The 26,092-nt window shown below is 36.3% G+C and carries 17 protein-coding genes; 9 read left to right on the plus strand and 8 right to left on the minus strand.

Annotated features, from left to right (window positions below):
* The first annotated feature begins 136 nt into the window (after nt 1–136).
* The 6 genes from B0X80_RS02770 (at nt 137) to B0X80_RS02790 (ending at nt 5,798) form a co-directional block, all read left to right on the plus strand.
* Nucleotides 137–1,246 (plus strand): efflux RND transporter periplasmic adaptor subunit, encoded by a 1,110-nt coding sequence (locus B0X80_RS02770; RefSeq protein WP_077338279.1) that lies wholly within the window; start codon nt 137–139, stop codon nt 1,244–1,246.
* Nucleotides 1,247–4,333: an efflux RND transporter permease subunit gene (locus tag B0X80_RS02775; protein ID WP_077338280.1), complete on the plus strand. Its 3,087-nt coding sequence runs from the start codon at nt 1,247–1,249 to the stop codon at nt 4,331–4,333.
* 261 nt (nt 4,334–4,594) lie between these two features.
* A complete protein-coding gene (locus B0X80_RS02780; RefSeq protein WP_077338281.1) occupies nt 4,595–4,903 on the plus strand; it encodes a BrnT family toxin in 309 nt (102 codons plus the stop codon).
* Entirely contained in the window at nt 4,900–5,079 is a 180-nt protein-coding gene (locus B0X80_RS02785) for a hypothetical protein (protein WP_077338282.1), read from the plus strand. Before B0X80_RS02780 ends, B0X80_RS02785 begins: the two co-directional genes overlap by 4 nt.
* Before the next feature lies 1 nt (nt 5,080).
* Nucleotides 5,081–5,206 (plus strand): hypothetical protein, encoded by a 126-nt coding sequence (locus tag B0X80_RS20625; RefSeq protein ID WP_281252983.1) that lies wholly within the window; start codon nt 5,081–5,083, stop codon nt 5,204–5,206.
* A gap of 214 nt (nt 5,207–5,420) precedes the next feature.
* Nucleotides 5,421–5,798, plus strand: a complete 378-nt coding sequence (locus B0X80_RS02790) for a hypothetical protein (RefSeq protein WP_077338283.1) — start codon at nt 5,421–5,423, stop codon at nt 5,796–5,798.
* 227 nt (nt 5,799–6,025) lie between these two features.
* Here B0X80_RS02790 and B0X80_RS02795 read toward each other — a convergent pair whose 3' ends face one another.
* The 7 genes from B0X80_RS02795 to psrA all read right to left on the minus strand — a co-directional run bounded on the left by B0X80_RS02795 (nt 6,026) and on the right by psrA (nt 14,095).
* The gene (locus tag B0X80_RS02795; RefSeq protein ID WP_077338284.1) at nt 6,026–7,171 is read right to left on the minus strand and encodes a N(5)-(carboxyethyl)ornithine synthase; all 1,146 of its coding nucleotides are present in this window, start codon (nt 7,169–7,171) and stop codon (nt 6,026–6,028) included.
* 534 nt (nt 7,172–7,705) lie between these two features.
* Nucleotides 7,706–8,347, minus strand: a complete 642-nt coding sequence (locus tag B0X80_RS02800; protein WP_077338285.1) for an outer membrane beta-barrel protein — start codon at nt 8,345–8,347, stop codon at nt 7,706–7,708.
* A 157-nt stretch (nt 8,348–8,504) separates the two neighbouring features.
* A complete protein-coding gene (gene speB, locus B0X80_RS02805) occupies nt 8,505–9,392 on the minus strand; it encodes an agmatinase (protein ID WP_077338286.1) in 888 nt (295 codons plus the stop codon).
* 85 nt (nt 9,393–9,477) lie between these two features.
* Nucleotides 9,478–10,668, minus strand: coding sequence for a carboxynorspermidine decarboxylase (gene nspC / locus B0X80_RS02810; protein ID WP_077338287.1), 1,191 nt, complete (start codon nt 10,666–10,668; stop codon nt 9,478–9,480).
* Between the two features lie 12 nt (nt 10,669–10,680).
* Complete coding sequence (locus B0X80_RS02815) at nt 10,681–11,892, minus strand: saccharopine dehydrogenase family protein (protein ID WP_077338288.1); 1,212 nt, start codon at nt 11,890–11,892, stop codon at nt 10,681–10,683.
* A gap of 147 nt (nt 11,893–12,039) precedes the next feature.
* On the minus strand, nt 12,040–13,053 hold the full coding sequence (gene nagZ, locus B0X80_RS02820) for a beta-N-acetylhexosaminidase (RefSeq protein ID WP_077338289.1): 1,014 nt from the start codon (nt 13,051–13,053) through the stop codon (nt 12,040–12,042).
* Nucleotides 13,054–13,459: 406 nt separating this feature from the next.
* Nucleotides 13,460–14,095 carry a TetR family transcriptional repressor PsrA gene (gene psrA, locus B0X80_RS02825; protein ID WP_077338290.1) on the minus strand — a complete coding sequence of 212 codons (636 nt, stop codon included), beginning with the start codon at nt 14,093–14,095 and terminating at the stop codon, nt 13,460–13,462.
* Nucleotides 14,096–14,439: 344 nt separating this feature from the next.
* Between psrA and B0X80_RS02830 the strand changes: the two genes are divergently transcribed.
* From B0X80_RS02830 to B0X80_RS02840, 3 genes are all read left to right on the plus strand, one after another.
* On the plus strand, nt 14,440–16,284 hold the full coding sequence (locus tag B0X80_RS02830; RefSeq protein WP_077338291.1) for a M2 family metallopeptidase: 1,845 nt from the start codon (nt 14,440–14,442) through the stop codon (nt 16,282–16,284).
* Between the two features lie 638 nt (nt 16,285–16,922).
* Nucleotides 16,923–19,970: a glycoside hydrolase family 2 TIM barrel-domain containing protein gene (locus B0X80_RS02835; RefSeq protein ID WP_245825370.1), complete on the plus strand. Its 3,048-nt coding sequence runs from the start codon at nt 16,923–16,925 to the stop codon at nt 19,968–19,970.
* Nucleotides 19,971–20,868: 898 nt separating this feature from the next.
* Nucleotides 20,869–24,171, plus strand: coding sequence for a LamG-like jellyroll fold domain-containing protein (locus tag B0X80_RS02840; RefSeq protein ID WP_077338292.1), 3,303 nt, complete (start codon nt 20,869–20,871; stop codon nt 24,169–24,171).
* Nucleotides 24,172–24,405: 234 nt separating this feature from the next.
* Here the strand turns inward: B0X80_RS02840 and fadD are convergent, their stop codons facing one another.
* Nucleotides 24,406–26,061: a long-chain-fatty-acid--CoA ligase FadD gene (gene fadD / locus B0X80_RS02845; protein WP_077338293.1), complete on the minus strand. Its 1,656-nt coding sequence runs from the start codon at nt 26,059–26,061 to the stop codon at nt 24,406–24,408.
* Nucleotides 26,062–26,092: the final 31 nt, after the last annotated feature.

The following is a 26,092-nucleotide window of genomic DNA, read 5'->3' on the forward strand; positions in this document are numbered from 1 at the left end:
TCTAAATAATAGCTATCAAAGAGTATAAATTAAATTGAACAAGTTAATTAATTTATATCAATACTTTTATTAGTATTCTCAAGCTATAATTGTTGTACTAAAACGGATTTATTCTATCTATTATCTAGAGGCTCATATGTTTTTACAGGCTCATAAAATTCACTACATTATTTCAACCTTATTTATACCCGTAATATTGCTGATATCGGGTTGCGATAATTCAACACCAGCTCCTGATAAAGAAAAACTTATTCGCCCAGCTAAAATATTTACGGTAGTAGATCCTTCTGAACAGGCGATACGTAATTTCCCTGGAGAAGTTGAAGCAAATGCCACATCTAAACTGGCGTTTAGAGTAAGTGGGCAAGTTATCGATTTCCCAGTAAAACCGGGCAATACAGTTGAAAAAGGCGATGTGGTCGCACGATTAGATCCTACAGACTTTGAGCTGCAACTTGACGATAGACAAGCGCGATATGATTTAGCTAAATCTCAATTTGAACAAGCTAAACTTTTATTAGCACGTAAGTTAGGCTCTCAATCAGGTTTTGACGAAGCAAAAGCTAATTTAGGGGTTGCGCTATCGTCTCTTAACGTGGCTAAAAACAATTTAGAATACACCTATTTACACGCGCCTTTCTCGGGCAATATCTCTAAAGTATTTATTAAAAACTTTGACCATGTTCAAGCTAAACAAACCATTATAGATTTACAAACACTAGACATTATTGACATTTCAATACAAATGCCTGAAAACATCGCGTCACGTGTTAAAAAAGGCTCTAAGCATCAACCAACGGTTATTTTTGATTCACACCCTGATCAAGAGTTTTTAGCTACCGTTAAAGAATGGGACACACAAGCAGATCCTTCTACGCTTACTTATAAAGTTGTTTTTTCTTTACCCACTCCTAAAGATTTTAATGCCCTACCCGGTATGTCTGCCAATATTCGCATAGACCTTTCTAAAATAACTCACTTAGAATCACAAGCACTTATTTTACCTATCAGCGCCGTATTTTCACCTGAAGATAAACCGCTTAATCACCCGAAAAAGTTTGTTTGGAAAGTTGATCCAAATACCATGAAAGTACATAGCGTTCCAGTTGAAGTAGGAGAAGTAAAAAGCACGGGTATTGAAGTGCTTTCAGGCCTAAGTGCAGGTGACCAAATTATTGCAGCAGGCAGTAACTTTTTAACTGAAGGCATGCAGATTCGTCCTTGGAATCGTGAAAAGGGCTTATAAATGAAACTTACCGAGTATTCTATAAAAAACAGCGTAACCAGCTGGATGTTTGTGTTTATATTACTGTTTGGTGGCATTATTGCCTATAACGGTTTAGGACGTTTAGAAGATCCTGAATTTACCTTAAAAATGGCAATGGTCACTACGGCTTACCCAGGCGCTTCACCTACCCAAGTTGAGGAAGAAGTAAGTTACCCCATTGAGAATGCCATTCAACAACTCCCTTATGTAAAATTTGTAACCTCTATTTCAAGTGCAGGGTTTTCTCAAATTGTGGTAGAGATGAAACCCACTTACCGTAAAAACGATTTAAAGCAAATTTGGGATGAATTAAGACGCAAAATTAATGACCTCACACCAAAGCTTCCTCCCGGCGTTTATCCTCCTACCGTAATTGACGATTTTGGTGATGTATTTGGCGTATTACTTGCCATTAGCGGTGATGGTTACTCTTACGAAGAGCTAAAAGATTATGCTGACTATTTACGTCGCGAACTCGTGTTAATGAAAGGCGTAGGCAAAGTTAATGTTTCGGGTGAACAACAAGAGCAAATAGTGGTTGAAATAACACGAAATAAATTGGCAGCGTTAGGTATTCCACCCAGTAGAATTTATCAATTACTGCAAACTCAAAATCAAGTATCTAACTCAGGTAAAGTTAAAATTGGTAGCGAATACATTCGCTTACACCCCACAGGCGAATTTCAAACCGTTAAAGAACTAGAAGGTTTAATTATTTCAAATCCGGGGGCGTCTGAACTGGTTTATTTAGGTGATGTTGCCACTATCAGTCGCGATTATGCCGAAGTGCCTAGCCATATAACTAACTACAACAACAAACAAGCTTTATTAGTGGGGGTGTCGTTTTCATCAGGTGTTAATGTTGTAGAAATAGGCAAACATATTGAAGAGCGTATTAGCGAATTAGAAAACTTTCGCCCGATAGGTTTAGAGGTAGCTAACGTTTATAATCAACCCGCGGAAGTTGACAATTCCATGCAAAGTTTCATGGTAAGTTTAATAGAAGCCGTTGCTATTGTTATTGCGGTACTGCTTATTTTTATGGGTGTAAAAACTGGTATTCTCATTGGTGTAATATTACTGCTTACCGTATTAGGTACTTTCATTTTCATGAATTTATTTAGTATTGATCTACAACGCATATCATTAGGTGCATTAATTATTGCTTTAGGTATGCTGGTTGATAATGCCATTGTCGTCACCGAAGGCATTCTCATCGGCATGAAAAAAGGCCAAACCAAGCTACAAGCCTCGTTAAATATTACTTCGCAAACTAACCTCCCTCTTTTAGGTGCCACGGTAATAGCCATTGCAGCATTCGCCCCTATTGGTTTATCGTCAGACGCAACAGGTGAATTTGCCGGTAGTTTATTTTGGGTACTTCTTATTTCACTACTGCTGAGCTGGGTAACCGCCATAACCTTAACGCCCTTTTTTGCTCATATCATGTTTAAAGAAACAATAACGAATAAAAATATTGAAGGCGATGAAACCAAGCCAAACAATCAAAATGAAGATCATTACAAAGGCGCTATATTTACTGGTTATAAAGCCTTGTTAAGTTTATGTATGAAACACAGAGCCATTACTTTGTTTATGATGCTTGCTTTATTTGTCATGTCTGTTATCGGTTTTGGTCAAGTAAAACAGTCGTTTTTTCCTAAGTCGAACACGCCTATGTTTTACCTAGATTATTGGCGTTTTCAAGGTTCTGATATCAGAGAAACACAAAAAGATATTGAGTCGATACAAGCTTACTTATTAAAGCAAAATAAGGTTACTCAAATTACTTCTACGGTAGGCCGTGGTGCACCACGTTTTATGCTGACATATGCGCCTGAAAAGTCGTATCCTGCTTTTGGACAGCTAATTATTCGTGTTGAAAACAGAGAAGCATTACCCGAGGTTATGGGAGATTTACGTACTTACGTGAGTGAAAACTATCCGCAAGCTCAGTTTAAAGTAAAAGCGATGGAAATAGGCCCTACAACAGACGCTAAAATTGAAGCTCGCTTTTCTGGCCCCGATCCTGATGTACTTCGAAATTTAGCATTACAAGCCACTCAAGTATTAAAAGATGACGGTAAAGCTTTTAATATTCGACATGATTGGCGAGAGCGCACTAAAGTTATTCGCCCTCAGTTTAACGAAGCTATGGGCCGACGAGTAGGCGTAAGTAAACATGATATAGACGAACTTTTGTTAACCAACTTCTCTGGTCAGCAAGTAGGTTTGTATCGTGAAGGTACTAAGCTGCTCCCTATTGTAGCGCGAGCGCCAAAAGAAGAGCGTTTAAACATAGATACCTTGCCTGAACTACAAGTTTACAGCGCATCGTCGGGTAAGCACGTACCTATTACGCAAGTCATCAACGGCTTTGAAACCGACTGGGAGGATTCACTGATAATGAGACGCGACAGAAAGCGTACCATTACCGTAATGGCTGACCACGATGTTTTAGGTGACGAAACAGCCGCGAGTTTATTTAATAGAGTTAGGGCGCCAATTGAAGCCATTAAATTACCTCAAGGTTACTCTTTTGAATGGGGTGGTGAGCATGAGTCTTCTAAAAAAGCACAAGCCGCCTTATTTGGTGGCCTGCCTTTAGGCTATTTAGTTATGTTTGCTATTACTGTGTTGCTGTTTAATTCAATTAAAGCGCCGCTTGTTATTTGGGCAACTGTACCACTTGCACTTATAGGTGTTTCAACAGGCTTGCTTGTAATGGGCGCCCCGTTTAGCTTTATGGCATTGCTCGGGTTATTAAGTTTATCAGGCATGTTAATTAAAAATGGCATTGTGCTGGTTGATCAAATAAACCTAGAACTTCGCGAAGGAAAAGAGCCTTACAACGCCGTATTTGATTCTGCCGTAAGTCGTGTAAGACCTGTAGCTATGGCCGCAATAACCACTATTTTAGGTATGATACCGTTACTATTCGATGTGTTTTTTGAGTCAATGGCGGTAACAATAATGTTTGGTTTAGGCTTTGCCACCATACTAACGTTAATTGTTGTACCTGTGCTGTTTACCGTACTGTATAAAATCAAGGCAGTACAAAATTAAGACTGTATAAAATTAAGTTTATTGCTAAACCATAAAAGATTGCCCTACTTCAATTAGGGTAATGGGTAAAAAATAATAGAGCCTGTGTTTATATAACATAGGCTTTTTTATAGTTGAATGTTTAGATAGGTTTTAACAGTTTGAGTTTACTGTATTTTCTGGTAAATTATTCAATATTGAAGTGGGCGTTATTGAGGCGTCTAAACAATAATTTGTTAATAGTAATATAATAAAAGTTTAGTTTTTCACAAGGAGAAAAAAATGGAATTTGAGTGGGATGAAAATAAAAGACAAAAAACACTATTTGAGCGCGGCATTGATTTTATCGATGCTGCTTTAGTGTGGGATGATCCTTTAAAGCAAGAAAGAACGGATACACGAAATGATTATGGGGAACCACGATATCAAACTATAGGAAAAGGCCCTGTTGGAATATTATTCGTAGTTTATACTGTTAGGATATATGAATTAGGTAAACCTATTAATAGACTTATTTCTGTTCGTAGAGCAAATAAAAAAGAAATTGTACAATATGAGTCTAGAACTTTTGCAAAAGGGCTTCAACAATGACAAGTAATACAACGCGTTTATCATTAAATCAGATTAGAAAACTAAAAAGTTTAACTAATTCAAAAAAATTCAATGAAACAACCGAAGAAGATATACAAAAACAAATATCTGAAGATCCTGAACTTTATGAACTTACAGATGAAGAGCTAGCTGAATTTAATTTATCAAGGAAATAAAATGCAAAAAAAATCAGGGAAAGTGAGAGTATCACTTAAAGAGCTAAAACAAATGAAAGGAAAGTCGAACATAGTTAAACTTCTTAATGAACAAAAAAAAGAGCGTGAAAAAATTGACAGTGAATGATTGATAAGCTCTAGCATATATGAGCCCTATTGCCGTCAATAGGGCTTATTTAATTACCGCCAGACAACTAATGGTTGAGCCAACTCACAAGTTCATCTACCTCACTTTGTCAATTAAGCAATAAACGATAGTTTACGCCAATAGAATGATGATTTTTCATGCTGTAAAATATTTTTATAAAAACGATAATGGAATATCGTCAAGATAATTAATTATGGGTGATAGGGAAGTTTGGATTGCTATCTTAATTGTAGCCTCGATTGCATCGGGTATTTTTTATGTAGCTTTTGGCCAAATTACGGTGCGAAAGTTAAGGAAGAATCCTGAAACTAAAAATGTACTTGGCTTAGGTTTTGTTAGTGGTTGGGATATAATTAATGTTGCTCAAGCCTTTTCGCTTCCAAGAGCGTGGACTCGTAAAATTGAAAATAGTAAATTTTCGTTCATTTATGCTAATACAACAGTTTTATTTGATAATACAACTAAGTTTGATCGAATTCTTGGTTGTATATTTTACTGGTTACTAACACTTTCAGGTCTATTCGGCGCTTTACTTGTGTTACTTAATTATCTTGGTGTTTTCAATAATTAGAAGTTTATAAGGCACTTACAACGAAATTAACTGGTGACTATAACTTACATAATCACCTGTTATGTCTGCAATGCAAAGCTATCATAAAGTAACATCAACCGGACGATAACTATAAACTTAACTTCAGTTTCCCTATCAAGAACACTCATCATTTAACTTTTTTAATACAGCTGTAGAGGCAATAACTTACCTCTACAGCTGTTGGGTTAACTTACGCCCGATAAAATTTATTCAATATAAGCATACGGAAAATCAGTGGCACGATTTTGAAATGACAAGATAGCAGGATTTTTGATAATGCCCTCATCAAGGTTGATCGCTTTTCTAATTGTATCGTCTTCATACCAACGCTCACGACCGGCTAATACCACAGGTAAATAAACAATAAGTGCCGCTGAAATAGAACGTGTGGCACTTTCCCAAAGGTAACTCGGTGTATGGTCTACCGCGTAATAGTCAATGGTTTCATACTTAAACATAGGTGCTTTAAAGGTTGTTGGTTTAGCAAAAAAGAAGCCCATACCTTCATCGCAACTTACATCAATAATTAAACCATTAGGTTTAAGGCATGCCTTTTCAGATTCAATAATAAAATCGATTGGATTTGCCGTATCTTGAAAAGTTCCGTTGACCATAATGTCTGCTTCGCTGATTAATTCAGTTAGCGGCCTTGCTGTTCCGTCATGTTCTATCACCATCATGCGCGCTTCGTCTGCTGCTCCAGCGCGAATTCGAACATAGTTACAATCAAGTACTTCTTCGCGTACTTCGTGATCTGGGCGTTGAATACAAATAGTAATATCTCTAAAACCATGGGCTTTTAAAGCATATATTGCACCACGACTTACCGCACCAAAACCGAAAATAATGATTTTACGTTGATTACCATAATGACCATCCATACCTTTTAATTGCAGCGCATGTAAAACACCACAATACCCTGCCATTTCGTTATTTTTATAAAAAGTATGACGCCCAACTTGACCACTTGGCGACCAAACAAACATATCTTCAAAAGCAATTAATGTTTGTTTACGCTCTAAAGCCGCCTGTGTAATGTCTTTTTGCTGAACACAATGTACATAACCCCATAATGTTCCACCTTCACGTAGTTCTTCTAAATCAGCTAATACAGGCTTAGCAATAATAACCGTACCTACCTCGGCCAATAATTCATGACGTGTGGCAATACCGCCTGTTAAATCCGCTATTTCTGCATCTGAAACACCAAAAGGTTCTCCGTAACCTTCTTCAAATATAAGTTGACTGCGGAGTGCTTCAGGAATGCGCTTTAAATGTCGAGGGTGAATAGGAAATCTACGTTCGTCTTCTTTTTTTGAAGTCCCTATGACTCCTACTTTTAGTATGCTCATGTAACTGTTCCTCGTTATAAAATGAATACGACGTCATAAACGAATGAAATACCAAGTAGATTAATTAACTGCTCATTTTTCCTCATGAAAAAGTAGATCACTTATTTAATCAAATGGGTATAAAAGCTTCGCCAATAGGCCAGTTTGATAGAGTCTGCTCTGTTCTTATGTTAAGAGTTTTGGAATATTAGAGTTTGCTAAGCAAAGCTCTGCAAGATAAGAAAAATACCACTATGGATAATGGTATGAATTTCAGAATATTTAAGAGAAACAACCTACTAGCATAGGCTGTTTAATTACTTCTATATATTATTGAAGTAGATGATTTCGGATATGTATTGTTAAAGTAACAATCTAAAAATGCACTTATACATAACAGGCGAGAAAATTTAAATAGTAATAACAAGCTCATCATAGCATATGCATAGGTTATTCCCTACGAGCGTTATGATAAATAAGCACAAGTAAGCTATGCTCGCTTTAAAACCTCACAACAATTCATTGTGAGGTAATACCTAGATCTTATATACGTTTTTACAAACGTATAAGTAATGATAAGCTGATATTTTGAGCTGTAATATCTGCTATCTCTGTTTTTTCAAAATCTAAAGATAGGGCAAAATCTTTGCTAAAACCATACCCAATACCTAGCCCCGTTAGTAAAGTAATACCTGTATCACTAACTTCTTGAGTGTTGAGTTCTGAAACGTTACCGCTTAAGTAAGAAAACTCATTATCCCAAACTAAAATACCTACATGAGCTTTTAAAAATAAACGATCACTTAAAGGGTATGTGCCAATAGCTCTTATATCGCCAGCTAAAGTTTTAAATGTACCGCTATATAAAACGTTATTTATTACTTCACCAGCTGAGTCAGTTGATTCTTCAGTAACTTTAAATTCCCCTTTGCCAAATGATGTAACACCGGCCTCCATAGCAATGTAACGGTTGAATTGATGACCAACAAATCCTCTAAAACCTATAGAAGATGAACTTGAGCTATAATCTAAAGGGGTTAATTTAGAAGTATCTATTTGCGGGGAAAAGTTAAGTTCGTCATAGCTGTTATGCTGCAAAGACAATCCTAAATAATCGAATTTATCCGTATTATTAGCAGCGGCATGAAATGAAAATAGCGTTAATGCACCTATAAACGTCTTACAAAAAAATGTCATTTATATCCTTATAATAAAATTAAAAAACCTTTACTGCATTAAATAGTAAAGGTTAGGTTGGAAGGTTTAATGGGAAACATAAGACAAATAAGAAGAAGAGAAATAAACTTACCCACTCCATTTGTTTGTTTCAGCAAACAATTATTATAACAAATTATTAACTTACAGAAAGCTTAGTATTACTATTCCTTTCAACAATCCCCATCAATTTATAGGTTAATAATGCGGCTGAAAAGTCGTAAGCATGAAAACCTGCAATCGGCGCATATTCCATAATATCGAAGCCAATAATGTTGCGCTGTTTCGCTACCGATTCAAATAAATTCAGAGTTTGATACCAAGATAAACCGCCCGGCACAGGTGTTCCTGTAGAAGGAAATACTGAAGGATCAATTCCATCTATATCTACCGTAAAAAATACGTTTTTAGGAAAGCTTTCTGGTAAGTTTATGCTTTGAATATTTTGAGGTACGAGCTCGTCAGCATCTTGAAAATAAACGCCGTGTTTCTCACGTGTTGCTATTTCTTCTTCACAAAAAGCACGAATACCTAATTGATAAAGAGGAATGTTTAAATCAACCAAACGTTTCATTACGGATGCATGGCTTAGCTTATCGCCTTCGTAAGCATCGCGTAAGTCAGCGTGTGCATCTATTTGCACAACACCAAAATCTGTAATACCTGCATCCAAATAGCCTTTAATAACACCGTAGGTAACCGTATGCTCGCCACCTAAAACTACGGGCATACTGCCTGCTTTAAGTATTTTTGTGACTGCATTGGCGATATTTTCAATCACTTGCTCTGGGTCAACCGTGCAATCAACCACATCGCAGGTATGAATACCTAACGCTGAAGGGTTCGATTTTCCGTCCCACGTTTCTAGTTGTTCTGACGCTTCTAATATAGTTAATGGCCCTTGCGCTGTTCCGCCACTGTACGACACGGTTTTTTCGTAAGGTACAGGCAATACCGAAAAAGCAGCTTGTTCGATAGGTGATTGTTCTATTTCAGACGCGAGAAAAATAGGATAGTTTTTTGTCATGATAATGCAGCCATTATAGAGAAAATGTTATGTAACTTAGCTAAAATCAATAAAAGCCACGTTGATAAAAGCTAAGCTAAAAGTATTAAGATAACCGTTGTTTAAAGTCTTCATAACCAAATGATTTTACAACATTTAGTTTATCAGTTTTTGAATTCCAAATAGCGATTGAAGGTAATTGCGTACCGTTAAACGTACTAGTTTTTACCATAGTGTAATGCGCCATATCCTCAAACACTAAGCGTTGACCCACTTGAATAGGTTTATCAAAACTGTAGTCGTTTATTACATCGCCAGCTAAACACGTTAAACCACCTAAGCGATAGGTATGCGGTTTTTCATTCGCCTGCCCTGCTCCTGAAATGTCAGGTCGGTATGGCATTTCTAACGTATCAGGCATGTGGCATGTAGCGGATGTATCTAAAATCAATTGCGGAAAGTCGTTATGAATCACATCAAGTACTTCACAACTTAAAATACCTGTACCAATCGCAACGGCTTCACCGGGTTCAATATAAACTTGTAAGGCGTATTTACTCATAAAGCTTTTAATACAAGTAATTAGGCTTTCGGTATCGTAATCAGGTGCGGTAATGTGATGACCACCACCAAAGTTAATCCATTTAAGCGTAGTAAATAAATGAGAAAACTTAGCTTCAACACTCGCTAAGGTACGCTGTAAAGGCAGAAAACCTTGCTCACATAGCGTATGAAAATGCAGACCAGAAATAAGCGTGAACGCTTGTTGAAATTCAGGTAACGCGAGATATTTTTCCAACTCAGACGCTGGTGTACCTAAACGAGAGCCTTTAGCGCACGGATCGTAAAGAGCAACTTCGCCTTCTGAATGTTGTGGATTAATGCGTAAACCGAACGATAAATCGTCTCGTGTTGTTAACGCTTCGCGACATATGCTTTCAAAACGTAGCAACTGGCTTGGGCTATTAAAAACAATATGATGCGCAAAGGTAACTAACTCGCGTATATCAGCTTCACTAAAGCCAGCTGAATACACGTGAATTTCGCCATGGTAAAACTCTTTTGCTAATTTAGCTTCGTGTAAACCGCTTGAACAAGTACCACTAAGGTACTTGTTTGTTAACGGCGCTAACGACCACATAGAAAAAGCTTTTAACGCGTGCAGAACCTTAGCTCCACTTTGCTGTTGAACGGTGTTTAATATGTTTAAATTACGTTCAACAGCGATTTCATCTACCACAAAACATGGCGACGGTAAGCGGGTTAAGTCAAGCTGAGCAAAGTCAGTAAATTGCATAAGACGCTGTACTTATTGGTCAAGGTTGAATTGATCAAGCTCAATAACTTTCCACGGTAAGCCAAATTCATTCATGTCAGCCATGAATAGATCCGGATCAAACTGCTCGATATTGAAAACGCCTGGTGTTAACCAGTTTTTTTCAACCATCATTTTGGCGCCAATCATTGCTGGAACGCCAGTTGTATATGAAATAGCTTGAGACGCTACCTCTTTATAACAAGCTTCGTGATCACAAATTTGGTAACAGTAAACTATTTTTTCTTTACCGTCTTTTAAGCCACGCACAACGGTACCAATACAAGTTTTACCTTTTGTTCTTGGTCCTAAGCTTGAAGGATCAGGTAATAATTTAGCTAATAATTGAATAGGTACAATTTGCTGTCCTTCATATTCAATTGGCTCAATACCTGTCATTCCTACATTACCTAACACTTCTAAGTGCTTAAGATAATTGTCTGAAAAGCTCATCCAAAATTGTGCACGTTTTAACGTAGGAAAATGTACCGTTAATGATTCTAATTCTTCGTGATACATGCGGTAAATATCAAAATCGCCAACACCATCTGGGCAAGTAAATTTCGCTTTTTTACTCATCGCAGGTGTGGTTACAAACTCACCATTTTCAAAATGACGACACTCTGCTGTTACTTCACGAATATTAATTTCAGGATTGAAGTTAGTCGCAAACGGGTAACCATGATCACCGCCATTTACATCAATAATATCTAGGTAATGAATTTCATCAAAATAATGTTTAGCAACATAAGCGGTAAACATATTAGTCGCGCCGGGATCAAAACCACTTCCTAAAAGCGCGGTTAATCCTGCTTTTTGGAATTTTTCTTGATAAGCCCACTGCCATTTGTATTCAAATTTTGCAGAATCTAATGGCTCATAATTAGCCGTATCCATGTAATGTACGCCAGCTTCTAAACAAGCGTCCATAATGGTTAAATCTTGATAAGGCAGTGCCACGTTAATGACTAAAAATGGTTTTTCTTGCTTAAGTAATGCAACAAGTTCAGGAACATTATCAGCATCAACTTGCGCTGTATTAACGGTTACGCCTGTTTTTTCTTTTACGCTATTTGCAATAGCCTGACATTTAGCTAGCGTTCTGCTAGCTAATACAATTTGGGTAAATACATTATTTTGTTGAGCGCACTTTTGTGTAACTACGTTACCTACACCGCCAGCGCCAATTATCATTACTTTAGTCATTTTAAAATCACATACGCTAAAAAAAAGTTGGTGAATTTTAGTGATAAATTCAAATTTTACAAGCTATTTTTTAGGTAATGTCCTCATGGTAAATAATATTTAATTTAAACAATACTCGTATAGAAAACAAACAAGAGATGCTGAGTATTAAGTATACTGCTCAATAAATTTAATGGATTCATTCCATTGCGGGTTTTGACTTAATTGTTTAAAGCTATGATGCGTTGTTTTAAGTAAACGCTGAATACGTTGGTTACTTATTTTATTTATGTTGATATTGGCGTTATCAATAACACTAATACAACCTTCGCGGTTATTACATAATAACAACATATCGCAGCCTGCTTGTTGTGCCGCTTCAGCTCTTTCTACATAACCGCCAACACAAGATGCGCCTTCCATAGATAAATCATCACTGAAAATAACGCCCTCAAACCCTAGCGATTCGCGTAATATTTGCTGTAACCAATACGATGAAAAACCAACAGCTTGGCTATCTATTTCAGGAAAAATAATATGCGCAGGCATTAACGCATCCACTTTATTGGCTTTAATAAGGTGTTTGAAAGGTAAAATATCGAATGCTTCTATTTCAGCTCTTTTTCGGTAATCAATAGGTAAATCTATGTGAGAATCAGCTTTAACACTGCCATGCCCCGGAAAGTGCTTACCTGTTGCTTTCATACCAGCCAAATGCATACCTTCAATAAACGCATTAGCTAAATGAATGATCGCTTCAGGCTGAGAATCAAAAGCGCGATCACCAATTACTTCGCTAATACCGTTTACATCTAAAACAGGGGCAAAGCTAATATCAATATTACAGGCTTGCACTTCAGTCGCCATAACGTAACCACAATGGGTGGCTAACTCTTTTGCTTTTGAAACATTTTGTTGTGTTTTGGTGATAAGAGAGCCCATTGCAGGGATCAAACTAAAGCCTTTTCTAAAACGCTGTACTCGGCCCCCTTCATGATCAACCGCAATAAGAAAATCTTTTTTGGCTGCTTTACGTATTTGATCATTTAAATCAGACAGCTGTTCTACAGATTCAAAATTACGCGTGAATAATATAAGCCCCCCCACAAGTGGGTGTTGCAGTAATTCTTTATCTTCTTGAGTGAGCGATGTACCCAGTACATCTAACATTATAGGGCCCATGTAAACCATCTTTTAACTGTAATATATGAATACAGAGATTATAAATGATTAACATTAAAAGAATATAAATGATTAGGCTTATCTAGATAAAGCGCATTAAAACAACATTTAAAGCTTGGTTTATACCCGTTATCATTCAAGATGCAGGTTTCAGTGGGAACTAAAAATAATTTAGGCAAGGCATTAAGTTTACGTCATGGTTATTCCCTTACTAAAGTTAATAACGAAGCATAAATTGTTTTTAGACCCATCGAAGAAGCGCTTGAGCAAAATCACTTCTTCGTTAATGCTTTTTATAAGGGAACGACCATTATTACAAAGCATTGCCTTGAATTGATATCGCTCAAGCGCTCTGAAATAGCCTCTTGATTGGTAACGGGTATAAATGTTGTTTAATAGGATTTAATCAAGCGTTGGAAGGAATAATTGGAGCCGCTACACCAGCAGCAATATAAGGAATAACCTGTTGAATAACACCTGAAATATCAATATTTTTATCAAAATCACTTTTAGCAATATCAATTAAAGCGCCGCTTGAAGACATAGTAAATATAACAGTGCCCATAGTAAGGTGTAACCGCCAAAACACTTCTTCAGCGGTTAATTCAGGATAAGCTTTGTAAACAGCTTCTACAAAATTAGAAATAACCCCCGGATATTGAGTGGTTAAAAACCAACGTAAAAAGCCTTGGCTGTCGGTATAACCACGCCCAAGTAATTGTAAAAAGTTACTCGTACCGTTTTCTTTAAATTGATTTAACCACAATAGCGGTTCAACAAAAGCAGAGAACACTTCAATTAAGGTAGGTTTTTTATCGTCGTCACAAATTTGCTTTAACGTTTTCTCTAAACGAGGAGACAGTTCATTCATATAACGAGACATTACCGCTTTAATTAGCTCTTTTTTTGAACCAAAATGATAATTTACGGCAGCTAAATTAACTTCTGCTTGGCTAGTGATTTCTCTTAACGATGTTCCATTAAAGCCATTTACAGCAAATAAATGTTCCGCGGCGTCTAATATCTTATTTTTTGTACTCATAATATGATCAAATTTTTTATTGAAATAAGTAAACTGAATTTTTCAAACAAGCAGTTTAAACAGATGTTTAAACTACCGTATAACACTAGCATAGGTCAATGTTTTGAATAAACAAAGGTAAAATGAAATACGTTTGTACTCATTTATTAACGCTGCAACATTATACTATAAGTTTATTAGATAGCAGCTCAAGGCTAAGGTTATGTTTTAATGATCAAGATAAAATCTTATTATTGAACGCTATTTAACGTGGAAAATCCTCTTCTCATACTATTTTAATTTACTGTGAAAAGTATTTTTATATACTGATTTTATAATTTTAAACAAAAGAGCATCCTATAAAAATGAATAAATCATTTACGCTATCAGCCGTTGCACTCGTTATGTCTACAGTATTATATGGCTGTATGGAAGAAGCTTCAGTTCAATCACCTTCTCCAACACCTCAAAAAGCCAACCAAGCATTAACAGCAAAAGATGCTGAAACATTTTTAAATAATGTAGAGCAAGAGTTAATAAAACTCGGTGTAGAAGCCAATCAAGCTGAGTGGATTTATAGCAACTTTATCACTGAAGATACTGAAGCTTTGTCTGCAAGAGTTAGCCAAAAAACAACCGAAGCCAGTGTTCAATATGCGATAGAAGCAGCTAAATTCGATAATGTTGATGTGTCTGCAGATCAAAAAAGAAAGCTAGACATGTTAAAGCTAGGTTTAGTGATGCCTGCACCACAAGATCCAGAAAAATCAGCTAAGTTAGCCCAACTAGGTTCACAGTTAAATGGCATGTACGGTAAAGGTACTTACACGAATAAAGCCGGACAAACACTTGATTTAGGTGAGATGACAACAACAATGGCTACATCTCGCGATTATGATGAATTATTAGAAATATGGGAAGGTTGGCGCACCATTAGCCCAGCAATGAAACCCTTATACGTAAAACAAGCAGAGCTAGGTAACGAAGGTGCAAATAGTTTGGGCTATAAAGACTTAGGCGTTATGTGGCGTTCTAAATACGATATGCCTGCTGATGACTTTGCTAAAGAACTCGATCGTTTATGGGGACAAATTAAGCCTTTATACGATGATTTACATTGTTATGTTAGAACTGAATTAGGTAAAGAATACGGAGAAGACAAAGTTCCACAAAACAAACCTATTCCTGCACACCTTTTGGGAAATATGTGGGCACAATCTTGGGGTAATATTTACGACTTAGTTGCACCTGAAGATGCCGACCCTGGATACGATTTAACAGAACAACTTGAAAAGAAAAACTACGATGAAATAAAAATGGTAAAAGGTGCTGAAAAGTTCTTTACTTCTCTAGGCTTTGATCCTTTACCAGAAACCTTTTGGTCACGTTCATTATTTACTAAACCGAAAGACAGAGATGTTATCTGCCATGCTTCCGCTTGGAACTTAGACTCTAAAGACGATATACGTATTAAAATGTGTATTCAAAAAACAGGTGAAGAATTTGCGGTAATTCATCACGAACTTGGACACAACTTTTACCAACGCGCATATAAAAATCAATCGACATATTATCAAGGTAGTGCAAATGACGGATTTCATGAGGCGATTGGCGATACTATAGCGCTTTCTGTAACACCTAAATACTTAAAAAAGATTGGTTTAATCGATACCATCCCTGATGAATCTAAAGATATTGGATTGTTACTTAAGATGGCGCTAGATAAAGTCGCTTTTATTCCCTTTGGTTTATTAGTTGATCAATGGCGTTGGAAAGTGTATTCAGGCGAGATTACTCCTGAAAACTACAACACCGCTTGGTGGGAATTACGTGAGAAATACCAAGGTGTTGCAGCTCCCGTTGAACGCGATAAAGATGCCTTTGATCCAGGTGCTAAATACCATATACCCGGTGGAACACCCTACTCACGTTATTTTTTAGCGCATATTCAGCAATTTGAATTTCATAAAGCGTTATGTGAAATATCAGGTAATACCGATCCTATTCACCGTTGTTCCATCTACGATAGTAAAGAAGCTGGAGCCGCTTTAAATACCGTATTAGAAATGGGCGCGAGTAAACCATGGCAAGAAGCTTACAAAGTACTAACAGGTACAGAACAAATGGATGCTACAGCCGTTTTAGATTACTTTGCACCTTTACAAAAATGGTTGAAAGAGAAAAACCAAGGGCAGCAATGTGGTTTTTAGAAATACTTTTTATATACTTAAAAAATATACTCATTTGTAATCTAGTCTTTTATTAAATGTTTTCAATCAGCTCAATAATAGCCATTATTGAGCTGATTAAGTTTCCACTAACATTAACTAACCTTATATCATGAGTACAACCATTCATGAATTATCTCTCACTACACTTAACAATAAAAACTATTATAGATACACAATAGTTAAATATAATCCAAAATAATTTTTCTAACACATAACACCTAGATCCATCCTTCCTGAAAAATCGCTCCTAACAATCAAAATAAAATGAACCAGCCATTATTCACAAGTAAAACACTCATATACAAAAATACTTTTTTACTTATAAAACAAAAAATGATATATCTATAATAGAATTACAAAGCATATTACAAGCTAGATTCGTACACCTACTGACATAACCTGTAGAAATCCATAATGAAAAATATAGTACCCAGAAACCTTACGACAACCATTTAAAAGGATTGATAGTTTTATCTAGCCAAGAAGCTTATATGAACCTAGCTTTATCAGTGAATATTGTAAAAACACTAAAGAGCGTAAAGAACAACGAAAAAATAAACAGAAAACATTAAGCAGGTTCATTAACAATTAACGTAACACAACCAAAAGTATTTATTATGCATAAACATATTTATTGGACTCTATCTTTCGTCATGTTATTTGCAGTAAGCTGCAGCAACGCGTTAAACGACAAACCCAGTAACAATAAGCCCTCTAAAACAGATCAAAAACTATCACTCAATGGTAATTGGAAATTCAATACCTTTTTAGGTGATGGCTCAAATTATCGAGATATTTCTCCTACTCACAATGACATTATTATTGATAATAGTAATACCGAACTACTCGTTATTAATGGTAATTGGGAATTGAGTACCACTGCAGAAAGGGAGTCTCGCTTTTGGGGAAGTAATTATTTAACTCGTTACTTTAAAGATGTAGATCTTAGTAAAAATGTACAATTTCATTATCCCAAGCTGACTACGGGTTATTATGAACATTTCATTTATTACCCTTTTAAAGTAAGTTTACATAGTAAAATAAATATCAAACACCTCGAAGGCACAACAACACGTTATATCAGTCAACGTAATAGACCAGGTCACTGGATAAGCCTAGGCATATTCAAACTAGACTCAGCACAAGATCCTTACATAGAAGTTACCGGAATAGATAAAAGAAGTGTAGCCGTTGACGCTGTGATGTTAAGACCCATAAGCCAGTTTGCTTTTTTACAAGCAGAAAAAAATAAAAAATCAGCTCATCTCGTCACAACACAAGACCATAACTGGCATAACCTAAAAGTGCCAGGTCATTGGGGAATGATTAATCAATACAGCACCTATACAGGTAAGGGGTGGTATCGAAAAGCATTTAAAACCCCAAGTGACTGGCAAGCCAAGCCAAATGAAAAACTGCGATTAACCTTCGATGGCGTTTACCATATAGCGAATGTTTATTTAAATGGCCAATATTTAGGACGACATCAAGGTGGATTTACTCCTTTTGAATTTGATGTAACGAATAAAGTTAACTTTAAAGAAAACAATATATTAGCTGTTGAAGCAGATAACAGTGCCATAGTAGGAGCAACATGGAATTGGGGAGGCATCATTAGAGACGTTACATTGATTAAAAATGAAGATGTACGTATTAAATATCAATATATTCATGCGGAGCCCGATCTTGAATCAGGAACAGCCAAACTAACAGTAAGAGTACGAGTAGAAAATAGCGCTAAAATTGATCGTAAGTTGACATTTAATGCACATGTAAACAAAGAAGAAATACTTACTCATTTGGAACATAACTTCAGTGTACCCGCTAATTCAATTCAAGAATTTGAACTTACGAGCCAACTCAATAAACAACAAGTAAAACTATGGCACTTTGATCGACCGCACCTATACAACTTACAAAGCACAATATCTGAAAATGGTAAAATATTACATAGCAGCAAAGAAAGGTTTGGTATTCGTAAAATAAGTCTAACTGACAGCCAAATGTTATTAAATGGTGAACCAGTAAGAATTGGTGGCTATAACCGTATTAGTGACCATAGATACTGGGGGTCTTCAGAACCACTAGAGTTATTAGAGCAAGACATCGATTTAATGAAAAATGCAGGTGCTAATTTTATGCGTATTATGCACGGTACCCAAAATAAAAAATTGATAGAGCTTTGTGACGAAAAAGGCATTTTAATCTTCGAAGAAGCCAATATACGAGAACTCACTAACCCAGAATTTGTAGCGCCTGAATATACCATGAATAAGCAATGGATCCGCGAAATGATAGAGCGTGATATTAATCATCCTAGCATTATTGGATGGAGCGTAGGTAATGAATTAACAGATCATTACACCTATGCTAAAAAGATGATTAACTATGTAAAATCAGAACTTGATCCTTATCGTTTGGTAACCTCTGTTAGTAATACTGGTTACCTAAAAAATGATTCACCTGAAAATGATCCTCTTGGTTTTAGCGACTTAATGATGCAAAACATTTATCAAAAAGATCCAGAGCAAGTTATAACCACCATTACAGAGCGCTGGCCTAATAAACCTCTCTTTATTTCAGAATATGGCTTAGGACGTTTTAGCAACGCAAGTTTAGATAACGACTATACAAACTTTGCACAATGGCATGAAATGATACGAGGCAGAAATACACATGTTATAGGCACCTCCCAATGGTCTTTTAACGATTATCGTAGTGGTTACTCACAAACACTAGAAGAAGAAAATCGCGCATGGGGTTTAATTACTAATTGGCGTAAAAAACGCCGAGCATATACTACTTTTCAACAAGAACTTAGCCCTGTTAAATCATTAACACTAGCAAACATTAATAAAAATACAGGTTACGCTAAGGTCAACATACTTGTACGTGATATCCAAGACTATCCAAGTTACACCATGGATGGCTATCATTTAGAATGGCAGATTAAGGATATTCAAGGCAATGTTATTGATAAAAATACAATATTATTACCCACCTTAACGCCTCAATCAAAATTATGGGAAGGCAGTATTCAGTGGAACAGTAACAAAGGTAAGGCTCATGAACTACTTGTGCAAGTACTATCAACAAATGGTTACACACGCTCTACTCATACACATGTATTTAATTTACCTTCGACACCTAAAATCAAAGCAGTTATCACTGGCGATAAAACCTTCAGAGTTATATTCGATAAAGAATTTAGTGGTAAAGAATATTATGTGAAATACAGAACTAAAACGGGCGAAGTAAGCATTACACCTAAAACGATTAACAACCATATTGACGTTACTAATTTAGATTCAAATCAGCTTTATCAAGTTGAATTAATAGCAATAAACGCTTTAGGAGAAAGTAAGCCTTCCAACTCAGTAACGGTTAGCCCTAATGGTAAATCATTACCTCCTATTATATGGGAAGCGATGAGTCGTGATAATAAGCTTATTGTTGGTTTTTCAGGGGCTGCTGGGGATGATAGTTACCAGGTAAGATATGGCTACCAAAAAGATATGTTAAACCTAAATGAAACTACAACGAGCAGAGGAATGATCACCGCAAATATAGCTCCTAAAACACAACAAATATTTTTTCAATTAAAACGAATCAACCAAGGAAGTGAAAGTAAATGGTCAATAATAAGACGTGTTAATGTAAATTAATTACCATTTATAAAACTTTAATGTATGACTCTCGTGTATAAAAACGCCTGAGTCACCCAAGCTAAAAATATCGTTTTACCTATAGTAATAGACCGCAAACAACTGAAGACTATGACTATCGCTATTTCTTAGCATATGTTCTGAAATTTAAAGACCTAAAGCCTGATATTTAATATCAAAAAACTTTCTCTTATTTCTCCTAGTTTAGCTTACCACTTTAATAAACCAAATAATTTTACCAAGACATTCTTTCTTATTTTACTCACTCGTATTTTAAAAAATGTGCCCTGTTTCGACCCCGTAAGTTATAGAAAAAATTATGAAAGCCTAACAAACAAATATATATAAAAAATTGTTATACCAAATGTTTAATTAACACTTAAAATATTCACTATAAAAAAACCAATTAAACTAATTAAAACCAATTAAATGATAAAAATTATATTATCATGTAAAAAAAAAGATTATTTTTAGATTGTTTTAGAATAAAAAAATAAAAAAAACACCTTAAAGAGATATCAATTCCTCATTAAGAACCCCCTCCCTACCAAACAGACAAAAACAAAAATAAAAACATTAAAAAACAAAAAGATAAATAAATAAAAACATTATTTAAAAAGTAAAAACCTCATATATGCTTTATTAAAAACAATATGAACACCTTACAAAAAAACCAATAAAAACTAATTAACAACAATAAGACTAATTCTAGAGATCAGTGTCGGGTATTGGATACATTGATAAGCGATAAATATTGCTTTACTTTTCAACTGAACTTTGAAAATACAATAATAATAAAAATCATAAAAATAACTATAAAAATGCGCATTTAAACAATTATTTATTCATACGGAATAGATAAAACACATACGGATATCATTCAAACAGAGGTATATAAATGTTTAAACACAATCTATCAAGCATATTAATAGGACTCGGGGCCTTCACTATAATAACAAGCAATAGCGCATTAGCCGTTAGACCTGATGCTCCAACTATTGATCGTGACGTACATATGTCGACTCAAGCTAACCAAAGTGCGAAACCAAGATATACTCGCCCTACATTACCTACACTTCAAACTAGTTATGATGGACGTATTGCGCTCTCTCATAAACCTGAAGAGAACACGAGTGGGCCTGATTATGTTGGCTTTAGACTCCAAAAGCCTGAAAAATTTAATAACGTACTATTTAAAGATTCAGCGAATGGTACTTTTATTTTAGATCGACCAAACGCAAGTACGCCTGTGGCTGCTCGCTTAAGTAATGCATTAAATAGAGTACCTAATCTTAATGATTTAAGTGGCTCTATAGGAGGCGTACCTAATTCACATATGGGCTTATGCGATCCTAGCTTTGATGAAGACTCATCAATTAAAAACCCACAAGCTTGTGGTGCTGGTAATGCCGATGATTGTTACGACTTATGGGTAATGCGCTTCGAAATTCTTCAAACCGGAAGCAACCAACGAGTACTACATGGCACACGAGTAAACGTACGTGTAGAAAACCCTAAAACACCTAATGCAAGCATTGCAGAAGTAACCATTACCGAACGCGCTAAAACAGTTCGTCCTCATACTATGAGTGCTTCTTTTGAGCCTATGTTCCCTGGTGATGGGCGTCTTTTAGTCGGTAGAGCAAATAACCCAACAACTATACCTTCATACGAAGGTGAACCAGCAATGAATTCTGATGCTTTTTATATGGTTAATAATAACCCTGATAATTTTGAAGCCTGTGATGTTGCTCAGTGGGAAGGTCCTCGTAGAGATAGTTCAGGAAATGTTATTTCTAATACAAACTTCCTTCGACCTTTAAGTTTTGCACCTTACGATGAAACTATTAATACCCGTTATGGTTTTGCTATGCAGCCGTTTCGTGATGGTCAAAACAACATCATTCCTAAAAACATACCGCTTGGAACCTACCCTTGGATTGATCGCGGTGCCGACGTTGTTTCAATAACAACTATAGGTGAAAATTTATATTCAGGTAACGGTGTATTATCAGCAGCTTATGGTCCTACAGGAATGGATTTAAACCCAAGAAACAATCCTGATTGTCCCGGAGGTAATGGCACTATTACATGTGATCCTGACGTTCAAGCAAATGCTAATGCACCTGGCGCTCAAAATGGCGGCACCTTAACGGGTCGCGTTATTATCGGCTTATGGACACGTGGGAAAATGGTATTACTTGACGACATAATCAATAACATTGATTTTACCTTGCATGGCAATGACGGTGCTCATCGTGAAGTTAGACTATACGATACAGGCCCAACATTTAAACGTATAGGTAATGGCCCTGACAATATAGAGCAACGCTTACCCGCAGGTAATGGGGGTAACAACCGTTTCTTAGATTCAAACGAACATAGATTTAACTATCAACCTAATTTACGCCCAGTTACACCAGCAGATGTTGTTTGGCATATGAGCTCAGGTAGAGGAACTGCTGAAGTTACTTTTGATGACTACTTAAATCCTAACAGCTTTATTAATTCAAATATGGCTCAAACCATTCGCATAAGAACACCAAATGGTCAGCGTGATATTGTTGAAGGTACCGTAGGAAATTCAGCTGTAGGTGGAAGGTTTAACATTCAAGCCAATGATAATGTTGTACTCGCAAACGGAACTTGGAATATACCAGCACAAGGTAACCTAATTGGCGACACTCGCGTAGAACCAATAGCTAATGGCGGTATAAACGGAAAAGGGTTATGGCTTGATGGTAACAGTGCCGGTATTGAATATAACATCCCCAATCAAACCTTAAATTTTGAAGATTTCAACTGGTTTTATGGAATGTACGTTGATGCAAGAGGCCCTACTAATGCTGATAGATCGCTTATTCATTTTCCTGATGGCAGTGAAATTCGTTTAGGGAATAACAACAGTATCCGCTTCTTTAATACCGGTGGTAACTTAGTAGAAACATACACAAGTAATGAACCTCTTAATGTTCATAACTGGGTACATTACGGTTTTAACATTAACTACAATGCTTCAAATAATAGAACAACAGTCACCATTTATTTAAATGGCTATAGAGTTAATCAATTCACAGAAAACACTCAACTGTTCCAACTTGAAGAAAATGGCACACTAACCGTAGGTGAAAGCCCTAGATCTGGCGACCTGAGAGGTTGGATAGATGAATTTAAAGTATTTGCTGGCAATATTACGCCTGAGTTAGCGTGTAACGCTGCAGGTGGCACTTTAGCAGGTATATCTAATGCAGGTGCAGCTCCAAACCATTGGGATACAGCTTGGGCTAATAATGTTGACCCTGGAGCCCATACCGAAATAACTAACATTCTAAGTGCTGATAATAAAACAACTTACAGTGAATATGTTTGTTATCACGATTACAGTGATGATTTAGCGGCCCATCTCAATAATATTCCTAATGGATTAACTGGAATTCGTGACGACTTACTCTTTCCAGAAGGGCCATTATTGAGAGATCAGCCTAGGCCTAACTCACGTAACAATGCCTTCTGTTTAGGCTGTCACGTTGCTGATGCTCCAACAAATAGTGGCTTAACTTTTGGTGCCTTAACAAGAAGAGCTGGTGTACTAGCTCCTAACGATGATCGTCGCCAGCCTATGCAACCAGAAGCAAGAGTATACGGTAACATCCCTAACAATTGGTTGGGTAGCGGAATATCAGCTTTCAATGCAGGACCAAACGGCACTTTAATTGATAACATTATTTTACCGTCAAGTGTTGGTACATCAACACCTCCTCCAAGTTCAGGAACAGGCCCCGTAAATTTAATCTCAGCTTCAGCTACTAATATTACTTTTAGCTCGAATTGGTCGAATGAAAACAGGGTCCACGATGGAAATTTAAATAATATTGCTACCACATCATCAAGAGGAACCAATAACGGGGGCGGCTTAGTTTTTATCGACTTTAATTTTGGTAGTTCATTCACCAATTTTACCGTAACGATGAAAGAAGATAACGCTAATCCTCATCAAGTTTCACGCTGGAGAGTTCAACGTTTCCAAGCTGGTAATTGGGTAAACTTACCTGATAATTGGGAAACAAGTAACAATGCAACCCTTAAAACTTATCCTATAGGTAATGGTATTGCTTCAAACCGTTTAAGACTTCAATTCCAAGCTCCTAATGGTCAACAGGTTGGAGTACAAGAAATTTCAATAACAGGTACTGCAAACTAATAATCTAATGTTAAAGGTTCTACTCCTAAAGTTAAGGTGTAGAACCTTTTTTATAATTGAGCTTCCCTTGCCAACCTTTTATCTTAATACTCATTAAGCAAAAAGATTAATACGATTAAAAGCGTTAAAAAAGCATACTTATCAACAATCCACAAATATATTTGGCAATAAAAAACCCACTCTACGTGGGCTTAAAATATGTTAACTACAACTGTTTTTTTCTGAATCAATAAATTAACGTAACTCTCTTCTTAAAATTTTACCTACGTTAGATTTTGGTAATTCATCGCGAAACTCAACTAATTTAGGGACTTTATAATTTGTTAGGTTTTCACGGCAATGGGCAATAAGCTCTTTTTCTGTTACATTTTTATCTTTCAATGCCACAAATATTTTAACAATCTCACCACAACTATCGTCAGTGACTCCAATCGCTGCAACTTCAAGAACACCTTCGTGCATCATCACAACTTCTTCAATTTCATTAGGGAAAACATTAAACCCCGAAACAATAATCATATCTTTTTTACGATCAACAATTTTGAAGTAGCCATTTTCGTCCATGCATGCAACGTCTCCCGTTGCTAACCAGCCATCTTTTAATATTTCGTTAGTCGCATCGTCACGTTTATAATAACCTGCCATAACTTGTGGTCCTTTAACCCGCATCTCCCCTGGCTCGCCTATAGCAACTTCTTCACCCTTATCACCCATAATTTTTATATCTGTAGATGAAGCAGGTAAACCAATTGTGCCATTATATTCCGTTTGCGTATAAGGACTTAAAGTAACCAAAGGAGCACATTCAGTTAAACCATACCCTTCTAACAATAAAACAGATGTAATTTGTTGCCACTTTTCAGCTACAGGTCGTTGTACCGCCATGCCCCCACCAAGCGCCATCTTTAAATGGCTAAAGTCTAAGTCTTTAAATCCTGGGGTATTAATAAGACCATTAAATAAAGTATTTACCCCCGTAATAGCACTAAAAGGATATTTGGCTAATTCTTTTACAAAACCCGCCATATCTCTAGGGTTAGTAATCAATAAGTTAGTACCACCAAGCGTTACAAACGTTAAGCAATTAGCTGTTAAAGCGAATATGTGATAAAGAGGAAGTGCGGTAACAATAATTTCACCACCCTCATTAAGCAATGGTTTGATAGCCGCTTTGGCTTGTTCTAAATTTGCTACCATATTGCGGTGTGTAAGCATTGCCCCCTTTGACACACCTGTTGTTCCTCCTGTGTACTGTAAAAAAGCTAAGTCTTGTCCTGTAATATCTACAGGTTTAAATGTTCTTTTCGCACCTTCAGTTAATACGGTATTAAAACGAATGGTATTAGAAAGTTTAAAAGCAGGTACCATTTTTTTTACGTATTTAACCGCAAAATTAACCACAGCGCCTTTAACTAAGCCTAAACGGTCACCTAGCGAAGTTAAAATAACGTGTTTAACATCGGTTTTATCGAGTACTTTAGCTAAGGTACTAGCAAAGTTTTCAATAATAAGTATAGCTTTTGTGTCAGAATCTTTTAATTGATGCTCTAATTCGCGAGCGGTATATAAAGGGTTAACATTAACAACCGTTAAACCTGCCATTAAGGCGCCAAATAGCGCGATAGGATATTGCAGGGTGTTAGGAACCATTATGGCAAATTTATCGCCTTTTACTAAGCCCAGATCTTGTTGTAAATAAGCAGCAAACGCTTCTGCTTGTGAAGCTAACTCACTATAAGATATTTCAGATCCCATATTAATAAATGCTGTGCGATCAGTATAAATACCGCAGTACTTATTAAACATTTGTACCAATGATGAATATTTATCAGGATCTATTTCAAATGGAAGTTTAGGTGGATAACTTTTTTCAAGCCAAATTTTGCTCACGATGTTCACCCTATTATAGTAATATTTTTAT

Origin of the sequence: Pseudocolwellia agarivorans (assembly GCF_002000085.1) — a bacterium.
Classification (GTDB): domain Bacteria; phylum Pseudomonadota; class Gammaproteobacteria; order Enterobacterales; family Alteromonadaceae; genus Pseudocolwellia; species Pseudocolwellia agarivorans.